Raw genomic sequence first — 18,186 nt, 5'->3', positions numbered from 1 at the left:
ATCGGCCGCTCACGCCAGAAAGTCGTGAATCCGTTGCCAAAAATTTGCTAAAAGACTCCCATGACAGTCAGTGGCGACGTTTACCGCTTTGGCTCTTTTCACCTCGATCCGGAGGTGGGCATTCTCTTTCATGAGGCCGAGCCGACCATGCTCGGGCAGCGCGCCGTCGCGCTGCTGCGGCTGCTGATCCAGAACGCGGGCCAACCCGTGTCCAAGGATGCACTGATCGAAGCCGGCTGGGGCGGATCGGCGGTTGCCGATAACAATCTGACGGTTCAGATCGCAGCCTTGCGCCGGACACTGGCCGACGCGGCGAATGTCGCGGACTGGATCGAAACACTGCCGCGCCGTGGGTACCGCTATGTCGGACCAGCCGTCGCCGCCAATGTTCCCGATGCCGCGGCCACCACCGGCGGCGCCTCGGCGCCGAGCTTGCCTGATAAGCCCTCGATCGCCGTCCTGCCGTTCTCGAATTTGAGCGGCGACCCAGAGCAGGAGTATTTTGCCGATGGGATGGTCGACGACATCATCACTGGCCTGGCACGCGTCAAATGGCTGTTCGTCATCGCGCGAAACTCGACCTTCTCATACAAAGGTCGCGCCGTCGACGTGAAGCAGGTCGGCCGCGAGCTTGGCGTTCGCTATGTGCTCGAAGGCAGCGTGCGCAAGGCCGGCGGTAGCGTGCGTGTCACCGCGCAGATGATCGATGCTTCGACCGGCGTACATGTCTGGGCCGAGCGCTACGACCGCAGTTCCGACGACATCTTTGCGCTCCAAGACGAGATCGCCCTGGCAGTGGTTGGCGCGATTGCGCCGAGTGTGCGGAAAGCCGAAATCGAACGTGTCAGGCGCAAGCGCCCCGACAGTCTCGATGCCTATGATCTCGTGCTGCAGGCCCAGCCTGACGTGGATTCAGGCATGCCGGAGCAGGTGACCAGGGCGCTGGCGCTTCTCGACCGTGCGATCGCCCTCGAGCCGGCCTATGCGCTGGCGCATGGCAATGCCGCGATGTGTCATCATTGCCTGTTCCTTCGTGCCGGCCTGCAGGAGGTCAACCGCGCGTCTTCGATCCGCCACGCGCGGGCGGCCCTTGTCCATGGACAGGATGATGCGCTAGCCCTGACATGGGCGGGTTTTTCCATCGGAATGGATGCGCATGATCGCGCCGCTGCGTTCGCAGCATTGGAAGCCGCCCTTGCCATCAGCCCGTCATCGGCGCTGACCTACATCCTTGGCAGCGTCATTCTCGGATGGAGCGGTGAAGCGGAACGAGCGATAGAATGGAGCAGGCAGGGTTTGCGGCTGAGCCCGTTCGATTCCTGGGCCTGGGCCGCATTCGACGCCCAGGCGATGAGCCATTTGTTGCGCGGCCGTTACGACGAAGCTTGCCGTGCGGCCTACAAGTCTGTCCAAGCCAATCCCGCGCATAGCATCACCTATGTGCAATTGGCCGCCGCGCTGGCCAAGCTTGGCCGATTGGACGAAGCAAAGGCGGCCGCCGCTCGCGTGCGCGAGTTGCAGCCGGCTTTTCGCTACAGCCGTCAGTTTGCAGGCGTCAATTGCGCGCCCGCGCTCGCGCAGGCCCTTGGCAGCGCGCTACAGGCAGCTGGATTGCCGGAGTAGCTGCCCGTCAAGCCAGGATCGGGCGTCGATGAGCGCAGATCTTAATTCGTCGCCGGAGCACGCTTCTTCCGCTTGCCTTTCGACTTGTCCGTGGTGGCGGCCGGCGTGTTCTCGTCATAGCCGGCATAGGCCTGGTAGTCGCGCGCGGTCGGCTCCGGCACCACGACATTGTTGTCGACGAAGACGAACTGGGTGGCGGCCGAGGGGTCGGTGACCTGCACCTGATACGGATGCAACTGCGAATAAAGCACTTCGTCGCCATGCTGGACCGCGATGCGGATAGGCATGGTGACGGTGCCGGGCGCGAACATCGGCCCCGGCACGACCTTGCCGGCCACAGCAATCTTCATCGACATCTGGCCGTTGGCATGGGTGCAATCGCGCGTCACATCGGTGATCGAGGCCTGGTAGATGATCTTCGATGGATCGTGGTCCGGATCGATCGGCTGACCGTTGGGGCCGGTCTGGGCAGCCGCGGCGGCCGCCTCGGCCTCGGCCTGCGCCGCCGGATCAAGCTTCTTCTTCTTGGGCTTTGCCGTGGCGCCCTTGGCATAGGTGTTGAAATAGGCGGTGCCGTCGCGCAGCGTCACCTTCGGGCAATAGGCGCGCAATTGGCTGGCGAGAATCTTGGGATCCTGCGGCGGGGGCGGCGCAGTCGGATCGGTCTTCTTGCCGAAACCGAGGTTCAGAATACCATTGTCGCTCGATTGGCAGCCGGCGGCGGCAAGCATAAAGCCCGCAAGCGCCAGACCCGCGACAAGTCGACGGTTGACCGAATAAAACGCCATGAAACTGCACTTCCCTCTCACAAAGCCGGTGACGTATAGCAACCGCGCGGCAAAAATGCGACTGAGCCGGCTCGGAAAATTAACCAATTGCCGTGGATGACGCGACCGGCAGCAATGGGCCTTTGACGATGCAATATGTGAGTACCCGCGGGGAAGCGCCCGCGCTCGGATTTTCGGACGCGGTGCTGGCCGGCCTGGCGCGCGACGGCGGGCTTTACGTGCCGCGCGAATGGCCGCAATTTTCCGCCGCCGACATCCGCGCTATGCGCGGGCTTGCCTATCCCGAGCTTGCCATTCGCGTCTTGACGCCGTTCCTCGGCGGCGAGATCGCGGCGCCCGTCTTCGAGCGCTTGGTGCGCGAAGCCTATGCCACGTTCCGGCACGAGGCCGTCTGCCCGCTGGTGCAGACAGGGAAAAACACCTTCATCCTCGAGCTGTTCCACGGCCCGACGCTGGCCTTCAAGGACGTGGCGATGCAGTTGCTGGCGCGGCTGATGGACCATGTGCTTGCCGAACGCGGCCAACGCGCCATCATCGTCGGCGCGACCTCGGGCGACACCGGGGGTGCCGCGATCGACGCCTTCGCCGGCCGCGACCGCACCGACATCTTCATCCTTTTCCCGCACGGCAAGGTCTCGCCAGTGCAGCAGCGGCAGATGACGACGTCGAGCGCCGCCAACGTCCATGCGCTGTCGGTCGAAGGCAATTTCGACGACTGCCAGGGCCTGGTGAAGGACATGTTCAACGACCACGGCTTTCGCGACCAGGTGTCGCTGTCGGGCGTCAATTCGATCAACTGGGCCCGCATCATGGCCCAGATCGTCTATTATTTCTCGTCCGCGCTGTCGCTCGGCGCACCGGACCGGCCGGTCTCCTTCACGGTGCCGACCGGCAATTTCGGTGATATTTTCGCGGGCTACGCCGCCAAGCGCATGGGCTTGCCGATCGAGCGGCTGATCATCGCCACCAACGACAACGACATCCTGGCGCGCACATTGGCAAGCGGCGAATACCGCACCAAGGGCGTGTTCGCCACGACCTCGCCGTCGATGGATATCCAGGTGTCGTCGAATTTCGAGCGGCTGCTGTTCGAGGCGGCCGGCCGCGATGCCGAGACGGTCAGGCGCTACATGAACGGTCTGAAGCAGTCGGGCGCCTTCACCATCGAGGAAGGCGAGCTCAAGCGCATCCGCGCCGAATTCGACGCCGGCCGCGCCACCGTCGAGGAGGTCGCCGCCACCATCCGCGCGACGCTGGAGGCGAGCAATTACCTTCTCGATCCGCACACGGCGGCGGCCGTGCATGTCGCCGCTTCCCACGCCTCCGGTCCGGTGCCCATGGTGGTGCTCGGCACCGCGCATCCGGCGAAATTCCCGGCCGCGGTCGAGGCCGCGAGCGGCGTGACCCCTGCCCTGCCCGCATGGCTAGGCGGCTTGATGACAGCCGACGAAAAATACACGATACTTCCATCCGACTTGAAAATGGTGGAAGATTACGTGAGCCGCCACTCGCGGGCGGCGCGTTAAGGAGTACTTGCCATATGGGTGTTGAGGTAAGCCGTCTGTCGAACGGCCTGACAGTCGCCACCGAAACCCTTCCAAGCATCGAATCGGTTGCCTTAGGGGCCTGGGTCAAGTCCGGCGCCCGCAACGAGCGCGACGAAGAGCATGGCATGGCCCATCTGCTCGAGCACATGGCGTTCAAGGGCACCAAGCGCCGCAGCGCCTTCGAGATCGCTTCGGAGATCGAGAATGTCGGCGGCGAGATCAACGCCGCCACCAGCGTCGAGACGACCTCCTACTACGCCAGGGTGCTTTCCGACGACGTGCCGCTGGCGGTCGACATCCTGGCCGATATCCTGCAGGAGTCCGAATTCGATCCCGACGAGCTCGAGCGCGAGCAGCACGTGATCCTGCAGGAGATCGGCGCCGCGCACGACACACCCGACGACATCGTCTTCGACCGCTTCACCGAAACGGCCTTTCGCCATCAGACCATCGGACGCTCGATCCTGGGCACGCCGGAGACGGTCAAGTCCTTCACTTCCAGCCAGTTGCACGACTTCATCGAGCGGCAATATGACGCCGAGCGGATGGTCATCGTGGCGGCCGGCGACATCAAGCACGACAATTTCGTGCGCGAGGTGGAAAAACAGCTGGGCGGCTTCCGCGCCAAGGCGGCGGGCAACATCCCGCAATATGCGCAATATGTCGGCGGCGATTTCCGCGAGGACCGCGACCTGATGGACGCGCAGATCGTGCTCGGCTTCGAGGGCCGCGCCTACCATGTGCGCGACTTCTACGCCTCGCAGGTGCTGTCGATGATCCTCGGCGGCGGCATGTCGTCGAGGCTGTTCCAGGAGGTGCGCGAGAAGCGCGGCCTCTGCTACTCGGTCTATGCCTTCCACTGGGGATTTTCCGACACCGGCATCTTCGGCGTGCATGCCGCGACCGGGCAGAGCGACATCGCCAAGCTGGTGCCGGTGATCATCGACGAATTGCAGAAGGCCGGCGAGAGCATCCAGCAGGAAGAGCTCGACCGGGCGCGCGCGCAATATCGCGCCGGCCTCATCATGTCGGCCGAAAGCCCGGCCAGCCGGGCCTCGCAGATTGCCAGGCAGTTGCTTCTGTTCGGGCGGCCGATCGCCAAGGAGGAATTGATGGAGCGGCTTTCGGCGCTGACAGTCGACCGGCTGACCGACCTCTCCTCGCGGCTGTTCTCGACCAAGCCGACGCTCACCGCGGTCGGGCCCGTGGGCACGCTTGCGCCCTACGAGGCGATCCTCGAATCGCTTGCGGGTCCGCAGACGACCGCCCGCCGGCTCGCCGTCTGACCCTACAAGCGCCGTGTTCGCGCTCCCTTTCTTTCGCCGCGACCTGCCGGCACTGAGAGGCGAAAAGGTCACGCTGCGCGTGCCCCTCACCAACGACTACCGCGAATGGTCGGCGGTGCGCGGCGAAAGCCGCGCCTTCCTGGAACCCTGGGAACCGCGCTGGCAGCCGGACGAGCTCGAGCGCACGGCGTGGCGGCTCCGCATCAGCCGCTACCGCGAGGATTACGCGCAAGGCACGGCCATCGCCTTCTTCATCTTCGAAAAATCGAGCGGCAAGCTCGCCGGCGGCATCACGCTCGGCAACATCCGCCACGGCGTCGCGCAGAGCGGCCATATCGGCTACTGGATCGGTGAGCGCTTCGGCGGCCGCGGTCTGATGACCGAGGCGGTCAAGCTGGTGTCGCGCTTCGCCTTCGATACGCTCAGGTTGCACCGGATCGAAGCTGCCTGTATTCCCGAAAACGCCCGGTCGATCCGTGTGCTTGAAAAAGCCGGATTCCGGCGCGAAGGACTTCTGCGATCCTATCTCAGGATCAATGGCATCTGGCAGGATCACTATCTCTACGCCCGGATCGCGGACGATCCGCCGGGCGATGGAACGAAGGGCTGACTGTGACGAATTCTCCGCGATTAGCGTCGCTGTTCGCCCTCATCATGATGATCGTCGCCACGCTTTTTTCGGCGATGCCCGCTTTCGCCGTCGAGCCGATCAAGATTGCGCGCGACGACAAGGCGCTGGACCTCTCCGGCGCCGTGGAGATCTACCGGAATCAGGGCGAGAATTTCCAGGTTTCGACCGCGCCCGGCCCCGACGGCATCGTGCGGCGCATCGAGGTCGAGGCCAATGACGCGCGCTCGAGCGGCGACTGGGCCGTCTTCGCGCTCGCCAACACCACCGACCAGCAGCTCGACCGGCTTATCGTCGCGCCGCATTTCCGCCTGGTGAACTCCGGCATCTTCTGGCCCGACCTCGGCTCGACGCGTATCGCGGCGATCACGCCCAGCGAAGGTTTCGCGCTCGACCGCCAGACAAGTCCCGACGCCGACGTGTTCCGGGTGACGCTGAACCCCGGAACGGTGGTGACCTTCATCGCCGAGCTCGCCTCGCCGAAGCTGCCGCAGGTCTATCTCTGGGAGCCGGATTCCTACAAGGATTCGGTCAATTCCTACACGCTGTTCCGCGGCATCGTCATCGGCATCTCGGGCCTTCTGGCGCTGTTCCTGACCATCCTGTTCGTGGTCAAGGGAACCTCGATGTTCCCGGCGACCGCGGCGCTTGCATGGGCGGTGCTCGCCTATATCTGCGTCGACTTCGGCTTTCTCAACAAGATCATCGAGATATCGCCCGGCAACGAGCAGATCTGGCGGGCCGGGACGGAGGTGGCGCTCGCGGCAACCTTCGTGGTGTTCCTGTTCGCTTACCTCAACCTCAACCGGTGGCACGGCCATTTCAGCTATGGCGCGCTGGTCTGGATCCTCGGCCTGCTTTTGATCGCCGGCGTCGCCATCGTCGATCCGGCGGTCGCCGCCGGCATCGCCCGCATCTCCTTCGCTGCCACCGCGCTCACCGGCCTCGGCCTGATCATCTTCCTCGGCATCCGCGGCTATGACCGGGCGATCATGCTGGTGCCAAGTTGGGTCATGGTGCTGCTCTGGCTATGCGGGTCGTGGATGGCGATCACCGGCATGCTGGACAATGACATCGCGCAGCCCGCGCTGGGCGGCGGTCTGATCCTGATCATTCTTCTGATCGGCTTCACCGTGATGCAGCACGCCTTCGCCGGCGGCGGGGCGCATCAGGGCCTGTTCTCCGACCTCGAGCGGCAGGCGCTCGCCGTCGCAGGCTCGGGCGACATCGTCTGGGACTGGGACGTGCTGCGCGACCGCGTGGTGACGAAGCCGGACATCAGCCTGCAGCTCGGCCTTGCGCCGAACAGCCTCGGCGGTGCCGCCCGCAACTGGCTGCCGGTGCTGCATGCCGACGACCGGGACACCTTCCGCACCACGCTCGACGTCGTGCTGGAGCACCGCCGCGGCAAGGTGGCGCAGAACTTCCGCCTGCGCGGCGCCGACGGCCATTATCACTGGTTCTCGCTGCGCGCCCGCCCGGTGATCGGCTCCGACGGCGAGGTGATCCGCTGCGTCGGCACCATGGTCGATGTGACCGAGCAGAAGAAATCCGAGGAAAGGCTGCTGCACGACGCCGTGCACGACAACCTGACCGGCCTGCCGAACCGCGAATTGTTCATGAACCGGCTGGAGGCGATCATCTCGATCGCCCGCACCGAGGACAAGGTGCGCCCAACGGTCTTCATCATCGATATCGACCGCTTCAAGCAGGTCAATGACGGCCTCGGCATTTCCGCCGGCGACACCATCCTTCTGACCGTCGCCCGCCGGCTGCACCGGCTCCTGAAGCCGAAGGATTCGCTGTCGCGCTTTGCCGGCGATCAGTTCGCGCTGATGCTGCTTTCGGAGCAGGACCCGGCCCGCATCGCGGCCATGGCAGACGCCATCAAGCACGCGATCAACAATCCGATCACCTTCGCCAAGCGCGAGATCGTGCTGACCGCCTCGATCGGCCTGATCACCTGGACGACGGCGCAGACCTCCGCCGAGGACATGGTCAAGGACGCCGAGCTTGCCATGCACCAGGCCAAGCGCTTCGGCGGCGACAGGATCGAGCCGTTCCGGCCTGCCTTCCGCACCGTCGGCACCGACCGGCTGCAATTCGAATCCGACCTTCGCCGCGCCATCGAGCGGCGCGAGTTCACGCTTGCCTACCAGCCGATCGTGCGGCTGGAGGACGGCAGCGTCGCCGGCTTCGAGGCGCTGCTGCGCTGGGACCATCCGCGCCGCGGCATGATCCCACCGGGGGACTTCATCCCCGTGGCGGAGAATTGCGGGCTGATCGTCCAGCTCGGCCTGTTCGCCATGCAGCAGGCGGCCGAGGACCTGGCCGCCTGGCAAAAGCAGATCGGCGACGCGCCGCTGTCGGTCTCGGTCAACCTTTCCAGCCGCCAGCTCATCCGCCGCGACCTGGTCAGCGACGTCCGCTCCGTCATCGCGCGCGCCAATCTGAAACCGCGCTGCTTCCGGCTCGAGCTCACCGAATCACTGGTGATGGACAATCCCGAGCAGACCGCGCATGTGCTGACCAAGCTCAAGCAACTCGGCATCGGGCTCTCGCTCGACGATTTCGGCACCGGCTACTCCTCGCTCTCCTATCTGACGCGCTTCCCCTTCGACACGATCAAGATCGACAAGAGCTTCGTTGACGACGCGACGCCGAAGCGCGCCGTGCTGCTCAAATCCATGGTCAACATGGCGCATGAGCTTGGGCTTTCGGTCGTGGCGGAAGGCATTTCGGACGAAAGCGACGCGCTGGAGCTGCGCCAGATGGGTTGCGAATATGTCCAGAGCTTCATGTTCGGCGCGCCGATGCCCGGCGACCAGGTGCTGAAGACGCTGCGGGAGCAGTATCCGCTGACCCAGGCTTAGGGGCCGTTTGGAAACTCTACTCCTGCGGCCATCTGGCGGCGCTTTCTGCGCTTCCGGTGCTCACGTGCGTTAAGCACGCTCCGCTCCGGTTCTCGAAATCACCACCATATGACTCGCATGAGCGAGTTTCGAAACGGCCTCTATGTCGGCGATGGATCAAGCATGCCCGGCGGCTGCGCTCAAATGCGCCAGGTCGATGCCGATCGAGGCCAGGATGCGGTCGTATTTGCGCTCGATATCGGCGTCGAACAGAAGTTCCTGCGTCGCCGGACAGGTGAGCCAGCCGTTCTCGGCGATCTCGCTCTCGAGCTGGCCGGCACCCCAGCCGGAGTAGCCGAGCGCCATCAGCGCATGACGCGGGCCGCGCCCGGTGGAGATGGCGCGCAGGATGTCGACGGTTGCCGTCAGGCAAATGTCGTCGGAGACGTTCAGCGAGGATTCCACGCGATAGTCGCCGGAATGCAGCACGAAGCCGCGGCTGCGGTCGACCGGCCCGCCATTGCGCACGACGAAATCGCGCGTGTGCGCCGGCAGGCGGATCGCTTCCTGCTCGTTCATGATGCCGAGCTGCACCAGCAGGTCCGGAAACAGCATCTGCTGCGTCTGGTTGATGATCAAGCCCATCGCACCCTCGTCGCTATGGGCGCAGATGTAGATGACGGAGCGCGCGAAACGGTCGTCCTTCATGCCAGGCATGGCAATCAGGAACTGGTCGTCGAGGAAGCCGCGTCCGGCGGCCGCCTTCTTGTGGCGCAGCAAGTCCATGGCCCCGAGCGTAACGCGTTTCGGCAGCGCCGAAAAGATGGTGACGGTCCCCGATGTCACGCAAATATGATACCGAGAGCCTGACGACGTCATTGCGCGGCCAAGAACGGACGGTCAAATCACCGCATGCGATACATGAAAATCCTGGTTCTCGGCGTCGTTTTCGGGTGGGCTGCAAGCCCCCCGGCCGAGGCCTCTTCCTCGATCTGGTACAATTCGGAAGGCGGCAAGGTACGGCTGGTGACCACCGGCAAGCCCGACGACGCCGGCAAGATCCACGGCGTGCTCGACATCGCGTTGAAGCCAGGCTGGAAGACCTATTGGCGCGATCCGGGCGATGCCGGCGTGCCGCCGCAACTCGACATATCGGGCAGCAGCAACATCGCCGACGCGCAATTGTCCTTCCCGCCGCCGCAGCGGCATGACGACGGCTACGGCAAATGGGCCGGCTACGATCGTCCGGTGTCGCTGCCGGTGACCTTCACTGTGTCCTCGCCCGGCCAGCCGGCGACCATCGACGCCCATGTCTTCCTTGGCATCTGCGAGACGATCTGCATTCCGGTCCAGACCCGGCTCAGCGTCGACCCCGGCTCCGATCCCGACAACGCGACCGACGCAGCATTGGTGAAGACCGCGCTTGCCACGCTGCCTTCCCCGGCCCGGCCCGATTTCGGCATAAGCGTGCTGCCCGGTGACCATGAAACCCTTGTCGTCCAGGCGCAGTCGCCCGGTGACCCGGAATCCGTCGATTTCTTCATCGCGGGCGAGCGCGACTACATGTTCGGCGCGCCGGTGCGCAGCCAGAAGGACGGCAAGCTCGTCTTCACCGTGCCGATCCTCGACCGGCCGTCGGCGACGCCGACCGGTGGCGGGCTCTATTACACGCTGACCAGCGCAGAGGGTTCGGTGGACGGGTTGCTGCCTTTCCCCTGATCCAGCGGTTTTTTTAGCCGCAATTCCGGACGGAAAACCGCTGCGCACTTTTCCTGGACTTGCTGTGAGAGGTTGCTGGCAGCCGCGCTGTCCGATATCGAAGATGCCGGTTCTTCCCATCTCCCGTAAACGAGGCTCCCCATGACCATTTCGGTTGGCGAAAAACTGCCCGACGTGACCTTCAAGACGATGACCGCCGATGGCGCGAAGGACATAAAGGGCACAGAGATCTTCACCGGCAAGAAGGTGGTGCTTTTCGGCGTCCCCGGCGCCTTCACGCCGACCTGCAGCAACAACCATTTGCCGGGCTATCTGGAAAACCATGACGCCATCCTGGCGCGTGGCGTGGACACGATCGCCGTCGTCTCGGTCAACGACGTGCATGTCATGGGCGCCTGGGCGCGCTTCTCGGGCGGCGAAGGCAAGATCCTCTATCTCGCCGACGGCAGCGGTGATTTCGCCAAGTCCGTGGGGCTGGAGAACGATCTTTCCGCGGCCGGCATGGGACTGCGCTCCAAGCGCTTTTCGATGATCGTTGACGACGGCAAGGTCACTGCGCTCAATGTCGAGACAAAGCCTGGCGTCAACGAGAGCGGCGCCGCCAAGATCCTCGAGCAGCTCTAGATCAGGATGACGTTTCGTTGACCCGCCATCCTGATCTCATTTTTGTTGGAGCATGATCTTGTCCGAAAACCGGTTCCCACTTTTTGCGTGCGCTGACCTCCGGTTCGGGATCATGCTCTGATGCTCGACACCATCTGGCGCGCGGTGGCGATCGGCATCGGCGCCACGGTGTTCATGGATATCTGGGCGATCATCCTCAACAAGACGATCGGCCAGCCCTTGCCCAATTGGGGCATGGTCGGGCGCTGGGTCCGGCATCTGCCGGAGAGGGTCTTTCATGACGATATCGGCAAGGCCGCGCCCTATGCGCATGAAAAAGCGCTGGGCTGGGCCTTCCACTATCTCGTTGGCATCCTATACGGCGTGATCCTGGTGGTGCTCGCGGGCGCCGGCTGGCTGGCGGCGCCGACCTTCCTGCCGGCCTTCATCCTCGGCATCGTCACCGTCGGAGCCGGCTGGTTCCTGCTGGCGCCAGGCATGGGCGCCGGCTGGGCGGCATCCAAGACCCCCAACCCGACGAAGGTGCGCGCGCTGAATCTCGCGGCGCACACGGTGTTCGCGCTTGGCATGTTCTCGACGGCGCTGCTGATCCGATGACAGGAGAAGTCGTCAAACTCTCAATAACTTTGGGTCGACCGTCTGGGCGCAGGCTTTCTTGCCGGAGCGCCTTTCTGCGTTGAGGCCTCCGCAAGCGGCGCGGGCCTTGCCAGCTTCGGCTTGAACGGCGCCATGCCTTGCCGGGCCAGTTCGTCGGCGCGTTCGTTCTCCGGGTGGCCGGCATGGCCCTTCACCCAGTACCAGGTGACCTTGTGGCGCCGGTTGGCCTCGTCGAGCGCCTGCCAGAGCTCGCCATTTTTCACCGGCTTCTTGTCGCCGGTCTTCCAGCCGTTCTTCTTCCAGCCATGAATCCATTTGGAGATGCCGTCCATGACGTATTTGCTGTCGGTATAAAGGTCGACCGCGCAAGGCTCCTTCAGCGCGTTGAGCGCCGTGATGGCGGCGAGCAGTTCCATGCGGTTGTTGGTGGTCTCGGCCTCGCCGCCGGACAGTTCCTTGGTGACGCCGTTGTAGCGCAGCACCGCGCCCCAGCCGCCCGGCCCGGGATTGCCCGAGCAGGCGCCGTCGGTGAAAATCTCTACCTTTTTGTTCATGTCAGCCCGTATTCGGATGGCGACTTGATGGCGCGGTGGAAGCGCATGCGGCGGATATATTCGGTCGGGTCGCGCTTCATCACCAGCCCGCCATCCGGAATGGTCAGCCAGTCATAGAGCCTCGTGAGCATGAAGCGCAGCGCCGAGCCGCGCGCCAGCGTCGGCAGCGCCGCCTTCTCGTCGCCTGAGAGCGGCCGCACCGACTGGTAGCCGGAAAGGAGCGCCGCTCCCTTGGTCAGGTTGAAGGAAAAATCCTTCTCGAAGCACCAGGCGTTGAGGCAGGTGGCGACATCGTAGGCGTAGAGATCGTCGCAGGCGAAGTAGAAGTCGATCAGCCCCGACAGCTTCTCGCCGAGGAAGAAGACATTGTCCGGGAACAGGTCGGCGTGGATGATGCCCTGCGGCAGGCCGGCAGGCCAGCTGCGCTCGAAATCCCTGAAATCGGCATCGACCTCGGCCGCCAAGCCCGGCTCGACCTCGTCGGCGCGGTCGCGCGAAGCGGCCCAGAGCTTGCGCCAGCCGTCGATCGCCAGCGCGTTCGGCCTTCGCATCTGAAAATCCTGGCCGGCAAGATGGAGGCCGGCGAGCGCCTTGCCGACCTCTGCGCAGTGCGCGGCGGTCGGCCGCCTGAGCGACAGGCCCTCGAGGAAGGTGATGATGACGGCCGGACGGCCGGCCAGCGTGCCGATGACGGTGCCGTCATGCGCGGTCACCGGCAGCGGGCAGGAAATGCCCTTCCTGGCGAGATGGCCCATCAGGCCGAGAAAGAACGGCAGGTCGGCCTTGTCGACGCGCTTCTCGTAGAGGGTCAGGATGTAGGAGCCGGTCGAGGCGTGGACCAGGAAGTTGGAATTCTCGGTGCCTTCGGCGATGCCCTTGTAAGAGAGCAGTTCTCCCACCGGATAGGCTTTGAGGAACGCGGTCAGCTCGCCTTCGTTGACGTCGGTGTAGACGGCCATGCGGTTTCACGCCGCTCCGTTGACGAAGGCCATGTCGGCCGCCGTCAGTTCGACATCGCGCAGCACCCGCATCACCGGGAAATCCTCCGTTTCAGTGGCCGTGACGGCCAGATCGATGGTGACGTCGAAGCGCTGCCGGAAGGCGTCGATGATCTCGTCGACGATGATCTCCGGCGCCGAGGCGCCGGCCGACAGACCAAGCGTCCTGATCCCGGCGATCTCATCCCACGGAATTTCGGCGGCGCGCTGCACGAGAAGCGACATCGTCGCACCCGCACGCTCCGCCACTTCGACAAGGCGGCGCGAGTTGGACGAATTGGGAGCGCCGACGACGAGGAAGAGATCGGCCCCGACCGCAGTCTCCTTCACCGCTTCCTGGCGATTGGTGGTGGCGTAGCAGATCGATTCGGCGGCCGGCGCATGCAGTTGCGGAAACCGCTCCTGGAGCGCCCGGATGATGCCGGCGGTGTCCTCGACCGACAAGGTCGTCTGGGTGACGAAGCCCAGCGCGGAAGCGTCGACTGGCTCGAAGCGCGCGGCGTCGGCCTCGGTCTCGATCAGCGTCACGGCGCCTTCTGGCAACTGCCCCATCGTGCCGATCACTTCCGGGTGACCGGCATGGCCGATCAAAAGCACATGGCGGCCGAGCCGCTGGTGGCGCATCGCCTGCTTGTGCACCTTGGAGACGAGCGGGCAGGTGGCGTCGAGATAGAAGAGATTGCGCGCCTCAGCGTCCGCCGGAACCGATTTCGGCACGCCATGCGCGGAAAAGACCACCGGCGACTGCCGATGCTCCGGCGGAATTTCGGAAAGTTCCTCGATGAACACGGCGCCGAGGCTCTGCAGCCCTTCCACGACATAGCGGTTGTGCACGATCTCGTGGCGGACATAGACCGGCGCCCCGTATTTCTTCAGCGCCAGCACGACGATCTGGATGGCGCGGTCGACGCCGGCGCAGAAGCCGCGCGGCTGGCAGAGCCTGATCGTCAGCGGTGGCTTTTTCTCAATCATGAATTCTGGCCGGTTAAGTCGTAGGGCTGGACGCGAAATGAGGTGCGCACCCCTGCCCTGTCAAGAGCGGCGGCGCTCACGGCTCTTTCGCGGGGCGGCGCAACCTCAGGATCAGCACGGCCGCAAGGGCGGCAGCCAGCCCATACCAGGTTACGGCATATTGCAAGTGGTTGTTCGGCAGGTCGATGATGGTGACGCCACCGACCGGCAGGCCGCCGGGATTCGGCGTCTTGTCGGCATCGATGAAGAACGGCACCAGGACGAAACCGGGCGGCAGGCCGGCGGTCGCCGCCATGACGTCGCGGTCCTTCCAATAGAAGATGTTCTTGGCGACGTCGTTGTCGGGAAGCATCATCGACGGCTTTGCGGGCAGCGGATTGCGGGCGAGGCCGGTCACCGTCACCTTGCCGGCAATTTCGCCTTGTTGTCGCTTGGCCGGATCCTTGAGGTCGTAGGGAACGAAGCCGCGGTTGACGAGCACGAAGCGGCCGTCCTCGAGCTGCAGGGGCGTGTAGACGTTGAAGCCGCTGTCGCCTTGCCAGGTGGAAAAGAAGTGCCGTTCGCCCTGGTGCAGGAAAGTGCCGGTCACCGTCACCGGGGTGTAGTCGACGTCATGGGAAGCGGCGAACTCCCTCTCGACATCGGCCAGCGGCAACGGTGCGGAATGGACGCGCTTGTCGATGGTCGCGAGCAGGTCTTCCTTCCAATGCAGGCGCTGGACCTGCCAGGTGCCGAGCCCGATCAGGACGGTGAACAAGACGAGGCCGAGACCGAGGAGCAACGCCGAGCGCTGCCGCGAACGGCCGGCAGCCAGACTGTTCGTCTCGTTCATTTGTTGGATTCCAGCCTGCCTTCAGCGGCCTTCTTGGAATATTGCAAGGTGATCAGCACGCCCTTGATGAGGCGCAGCGCCGTCAGGCAAAGCACCAGCGCCAGCGGTATCCACAAAAGGAAGTGCAGCCAGAGCGGCGGGCTGAGCGTCACCTCCATCCACAGCGCCAGGCCGACGACGATGAAGCCGATGATCAGGATGACGAAGACCGCCGGTCCGTCTCCGGCATCGGCGAAGGAATAGTCGAGCCCGCAATTGTAGCAGCGCTTGCCGACGGTAAGGAAACCGGAGAACAGCTTGCCTTCGCCGCAGCGCGGGCAGCGGCCATGCAGGCCGGCCGAGATCGGATCGATGGGCGGCCAGATCGCCTTGTCTTCGTTCATGTCCGCACCCTAGACCCTTTCGCTCCAAAAAATAAGGCGGCCACGTCGCCGCAGCCGCCCGTTGGATTTCGAAGGCCTTCAGTTCAATGGCCTTCGATCAGCGCGCCGCTCGAGGCCCAGACATAGATGGCGCTGAACAGGAACAGCCAGACCACGTCGACGAAGTGCCAGTACCAGGCCGCCGCCTCGAAGCCGAAATGCTGCTTCGGCGTGAAGTCGCCGCGCATCGCGCGCACCAGGCAGACCAGCAGGAAGATGGTGCCGATGATGACATGGAAACCGTGGAAGCCGGTCGCCATGAAGAAGGTGGCGCCGTAGATCGAATCCCGGAAGCCGAACGGAGCGTGCATGTACTCGTAGGCCTGCACCATGGTGAACAGCATGCCGAGGCCGACGGTCAGCACCAGGCCGTTGATCAAGCCCTTGCGGTCGCCATGCAGCAGCGCATGGTGCGCCCAGGTGACCGTCGTGCCCGACAGAAGCAGGATGATGGTGTTGTAGAGCGGCAGATGGAACGGATCGAGGACCTCCAGGCCCTTCGGCGGCCAGACGCCGCCGGTGAAGGCGGTGCGGGCATACTGGTTCGCCTCACCGGGGAAGAGACTGGCGTCGAAGAAGGCCCAGAACCAGGCGACGAAGAACATCACCTCGGAGGCGATGAACATGATCATGCCGTAGCGCAGATGCAGCGACACGACGCGCGTGTGATAGCCTTCATGCGCTTCCTTGATGGTGTCCGACCACCAGGCGAACATCGTGTACAGCACGATGATCATGCCGATGAAGAACAGCCACGGATTGGCGATGTTGTGTCCGAAGACCGGGAAGTTACCGCCCTTCAGATACTGCATCAGGCAGACGCCGCCGATCGCGGTGACCAGCGCGCCCACCGAACCCAGGAAGGGCCAGGGGCTCGGGTTGACGAGATGGTAGTCGTGTTGTGGTTTTGCGTGCGCGTCTGCCATATCAACCCCCGAGGCTTGCTTCGGAATCTGGAACTTTGCTGCTGTTGCCAGCGGCCGGCGCCGAGGAGGCGACCGGCTGTTTCTTTTCGACCGGAAACATCGTGTAGGACAGGGTGATCGTCTTCAAGTCCTTGAGTTCCGGCACATTGACGATGTCTGGATCGACATAGAACACGACCGGCATGTCCAGCGTCTCGCCGGGCTTCAGCGTCGTATCGGTGAAGCAGAAGCACTCCACCTTGTTGAAATAGCCGCCGGCCATTTCGGGCTGCACGTTGAACGAAGCGCGGCCGGTGATGGGACGGTCGAAACTGTTGGTGGCGCTGTAATGCGCCTGGGCCGTCTCGCCGATCTTGATCGTCACGGAACGGGCGACGGGCTCGAATTGCCATGGAATGCCGTTGGTGTTGGCGTCGAAGCGGACAGTGATGTCGCGGTCGAGCACACGGCCGGCATATTGCTTTTCGGCGCGTTGCGTGGTGCCACCGTAGCCGGTGACCTGGCAGAACATCTTGTAGAGCGGCACCGCCGCATAGGCCATGCCGACCATGCCGGTGAAGAAGGCGAGGCAGACGGCAGCAACGACGCCGTTGTTGACCTTGTTGCGGTGCTTGGCACTCTCGCCGCTCATCAGCCGCCTCCCAGCAGGCCGGAGCCGGTGAGGCTCGCGCCATGATGGCCGAAGCGCACGATGGTGACGACGTAGAAGATGATGACCAAGGCGGCCAAGGCGAGACCTATGGCCGCGGAACGGCTGCGGCGCGCCTTCTGCTGGCGCTCGGTCAACGTGACCAGTTCGAGGTTCTTATCGGCCACGATCATACTCCCCCCATCATGAGCGCGCGCCCGACGACGCAATCGACGAGATAGGCGGCGAAAATGGCGAAGAGATAGAGCAGCGAATAGGCAAACAGCGCCTTGGCAGGTTTCATCGCGCGGTCGTCATCGGCCATGGCGAGCACCTTCCAGGCATACCAGACGAAACCGAGGCCCAGCACCGCGGAAACGACGCCATAACCGGCCGTGGTATAGCCGAGCGCCCAGGGCAGCACGCCGACCGGCGCCAGGATCAGCGCATAGGTGAATATCTGCCGACGGGTCGAGGCATGGCCAGCCACATTCGGCATCATCGGGATGCCGGCGCGGGCGTAGTCGTCGGACTTGAAGAGAGCCAGCGCCCAGAAATGCGGTGGCGTCCACAGGAAGATGATCAGGAACAGGATCACGCTTTCGAGGCTGACCGAACCAGTCACCGCGGCCCAGCCGATCACCGGCGGAATGGCTCCGGCGGCGCCGCCGATGACGATGTTCTGCGGCGTCCAGCGCTTCAGCCACATGGTGTAGACGACGGCGTAGAAGAAGATGGTGAAGGCAAGCAGCGAGGCCGACAGCCAGTTGACCAAGACACCCAGCGTCATCACCGACAGCACGGAGAGCACGAGGCCGAAGCTCAGCGCCTCGCCCGGCGCGACGCGGCCGGCGGGAACCGGGCGGCCGGCGGTCCTGGTCATCACGGCGTCGATATCGGCGTCATACCACATGTTGAGCGCGCCCGAGGCGCCGGCCCCGATGGCGATCGCCAGGATGGCGACCAGCGCTATCAGCGGATTGATGGCGGTTGGCGCCGCGACCAGACCGACAAAGGCCGTGAAGACCACCAGCGACATGACTCGCGGCTTCAGGAGGGCGAAGAAGTCGCCCGCGGTCGCTTCCGACATGCGAAAGCCCGCTTCCTCCGTCAATCTGTCTTCGGCAAGGGCCATGCGTACTTAAGTCCATCATTCCGTTGGCCAAGACCGCCGGGCATGCCGGCGGCCT

19 protein-coding genes are annotated in these 18,186 nt (G+C 64.2%); 8 read left to right on the top strand and 11 right to left on the bottom strand.

Annotated features, from left to right (window positions below):
* Positions 1-60 precede the first annotated feature (60 nt).
* Positions 61-1,623 carry a winged helix-turn-helix domain-containing tetratricopeptide repeat protein gene (locus MJ8_RS09955; protein ID WP_201414215.1) on the top strand — a complete coding sequence of 521 codons (1,563 nt, stop codon included), beginning with the start codon at positions 61-63 and terminating at the stop codon, positions 1,621-1,623.
* Between the two features lie 41 nt (positions 1,624-1,664).
* Here the strand turns inward: MJ8_RS09955 and MJ8_RS09950 are convergent, their stop codons facing one another.
* Positions 1,665-2,411: a hypothetical protein gene (locus tag MJ8_RS09950; protein WP_201414214.1), complete on the bottom strand. Its 747-nt coding sequence runs from the start codon at positions 2,409-2,411 to the stop codon at positions 1,665-1,667.
* A 128-nt stretch (positions 2,412-2,539) separates the two neighbouring features.
* Here MJ8_RS09950 and thrC point away from each other — a divergent pair, with 128 nt between their 5' ends.
* The 4 genes from thrC to MJ8_RS09930 are packed head-to-tail and all read left to right on the top strand — an operon-like array spanning position 2,540 to position 8,745.
* A complete protein-coding gene (gene thrC, locus MJ8_RS09945; RefSeq protein ID WP_201414213.1) occupies positions 2,540-3,937 on the top strand; it encodes a threonine synthase in 1,398 nt (465 codons plus the stop codon).
* Between the two features lie 14 nt (positions 3,938-3,951).
* Positions 3,952-5,244 carry a M16 family metallopeptidase gene (locus MJ8_RS09940; protein WP_041002362.1) on the top strand — a complete coding sequence of 431 codons (1,293 nt, stop codon included), beginning with the start codon at positions 3,952-3,954 and terminating at the stop codon, positions 5,242-5,244.
* A gap of 13 nt (positions 5,245-5,257) precedes the next feature.
* Positions 5,258-5,854 (top strand): GNAT family N-acetyltransferase, encoded by a 597-nt coding sequence (locus tag MJ8_RS09935; protein WP_201414212.1) that lies wholly within the window; start codon positions 5,258-5,260, stop codon positions 5,852-5,854.
* 2 nt (positions 5,855-5,856) lie between these two features.
* A complete protein-coding gene (locus MJ8_RS09930; RefSeq protein WP_201414211.1) occupies positions 5,857-8,745 on the top strand; it encodes an EAL domain-containing protein in 2,889 nt (962 codons plus the stop codon).
* A gap of 156 nt (positions 8,746-8,901) precedes the next feature.
* Here MJ8_RS09930 and MJ8_RS09925 read toward each other — a convergent pair whose 3' ends face one another.
* Positions 8,902-9,510, bottom strand: a complete 609-nt coding sequence (locus tag MJ8_RS09925; protein WP_112125872.1) for a YqgE/AlgH family protein — start codon at positions 9,508-9,510, stop codon at positions 8,902-8,904.
* A 126-nt stretch (positions 9,511-9,636) separates the two neighbouring features.
* Here MJ8_RS09925 and MJ8_RS09920 point away from each other — a divergent pair, with 126 nt between their 5' ends.
* The 3 genes from MJ8_RS09920 to MJ8_RS09910 all read left to right on the top strand — a co-directional run bounded on the left by MJ8_RS09920 (position 9,637) and on the right by MJ8_RS09910 (position 11,664).
* On the top strand, positions 9,637-10,443 hold the full coding sequence (locus MJ8_RS09920; RefSeq protein WP_201414210.1) for a protein-disulfide reductase DsbD domain-containing protein: 807 nt from the start codon (positions 9,637-9,639) through the stop codon (positions 10,441-10,443).
* A gap of 141 nt (positions 10,444-10,584) precedes the next feature.
* Entirely contained in the window at positions 10,585-11,067 is a 483-nt protein-coding gene (locus MJ8_RS09915) for a peroxiredoxin (protein WP_201414209.1), read from the top strand.
* Between the two features lie 120 nt (positions 11,068-11,187).
* The gene (locus tag MJ8_RS09910; RefSeq protein WP_201414208.1) at positions 11,188-11,664 is read left to right on the top strand and encodes a DUF2938 domain-containing protein; all 477 of its coding nucleotides are present in this window, start codon (positions 11,188-11,190) and stop codon (positions 11,662-11,664) included.
* Positions 11,665-11,684: 20 nt separating this feature from the next.
* On the opposite strand, the gene rnhA is transcribed toward MJ8_RS09910, so the two are convergent.
* The 9 genes from rnhA to MJ8_RS09865 all read right to left on the bottom strand — a co-directional run bounded on the left by rnhA (position 11,685) and on the right by MJ8_RS09865 (position 18,131).
* Positions 11,685-12,218 (bottom strand): ribonuclease HI, encoded by a 534-nt coding sequence (rnhA, locus tag MJ8_RS09905; protein ID WP_201414207.1) that lies wholly within the window; start codon positions 12,216-12,218, stop codon positions 11,685-11,687.
* Positions 12,215-13,177: a homoserine kinase gene (locus MJ8_RS09900; protein WP_201414206.1), complete on the bottom strand. Its 963-nt coding sequence runs from the start codon at positions 13,175-13,177 to the stop codon at positions 12,215-12,217. The genes rnhA and MJ8_RS09900 overlap by 4 nt, the downstream gene beginning before the upstream one ends.
* Positions 13,178-13,183: 6 nt before the next feature.
* Positions 13,184-14,188, bottom strand: coding sequence for a 4-hydroxy-3-methylbut-2-enyl diphosphate reductase (ispH, locus tag MJ8_RS09895; protein WP_201414205.1), 1,005 nt, complete (start codon positions 14,186-14,188; stop codon positions 13,184-13,186).
* Positions 14,189-14,264: 76 nt separating this feature from the next.
* The gene (locus tag MJ8_RS09890; RefSeq protein WP_201414204.1) at positions 14,265-15,020 is read right to left on the bottom strand and encodes an SURF1 family protein; all 756 of its coding nucleotides are present in this window, start codon (positions 15,018-15,020) and stop codon (positions 14,265-14,267) included.
* Positions 15,017-15,403 carry a DUF983 domain-containing protein gene (locus MJ8_RS09885; protein WP_201414203.1) on the bottom strand — a complete coding sequence of 129 codons (387 nt, stop codon included), beginning with the start codon at positions 15,401-15,403 and terminating at the stop codon, positions 15,017-15,019. The genes MJ8_RS09890 and MJ8_RS09885 overlap by 4 nt, the downstream gene beginning before the upstream one ends.
* Before the next feature lie 83 nt (positions 15,404-15,486).
* Complete coding sequence (locus MJ8_RS09880; RefSeq protein ID WP_201414202.1) at positions 15,487-16,368, bottom strand: cytochrome c oxidase subunit 3; 882 nt, start codon at positions 16,366-16,368, stop codon at positions 15,487-15,489.
* A gap of 1 nt (position 16,369) precedes the next feature.
* The gene (locus MJ8_RS09875) at positions 16,370-16,999 is read right to left on the bottom strand and encodes a cytochrome c oxidase assembly protein (RefSeq protein ID WP_201414201.1); all 630 of its coding nucleotides are present in this window, start codon (positions 16,997-16,999) and stop codon (positions 16,370-16,372) included.
* Positions 16,999-17,190, bottom strand: coding sequence for a hypothetical protein (locus MJ8_RS09870; protein WP_201414200.1), 192 nt, complete (start codon positions 17,188-17,190; stop codon positions 16,999-17,001). The genes MJ8_RS09875 and MJ8_RS09870 overlap by 1 nt, the downstream gene beginning before the upstream one ends.
* The gene (locus tag MJ8_RS09865; protein ID WP_201414199.1) at positions 17,187-18,131 is read right to left on the bottom strand and encodes a heme o synthase; all 945 of its coding nucleotides are present in this window, start codon (positions 18,129-18,131) and stop codon (positions 17,187-17,189) included. The genes MJ8_RS09870 and MJ8_RS09865 overlap by 4 nt, the downstream gene beginning before the upstream one ends.
* Between the last annotated feature and the right edge of the window lie 55 nt (positions 18,132-18,186).

Source organism: Mesorhizobium sp. J8, from assembly GCF_016591715.1.
Lineage (GTDB): Bacteria > Pseudomonadota > Alphaproteobacteria > Rhizobiales > Rhizobiaceae > Mesorhizobium.
The sequence above is the reverse complement of the archived record's forward strand: the minus strand, read 5'-3'. Positions and strand labels throughout refer to the sequence as shown.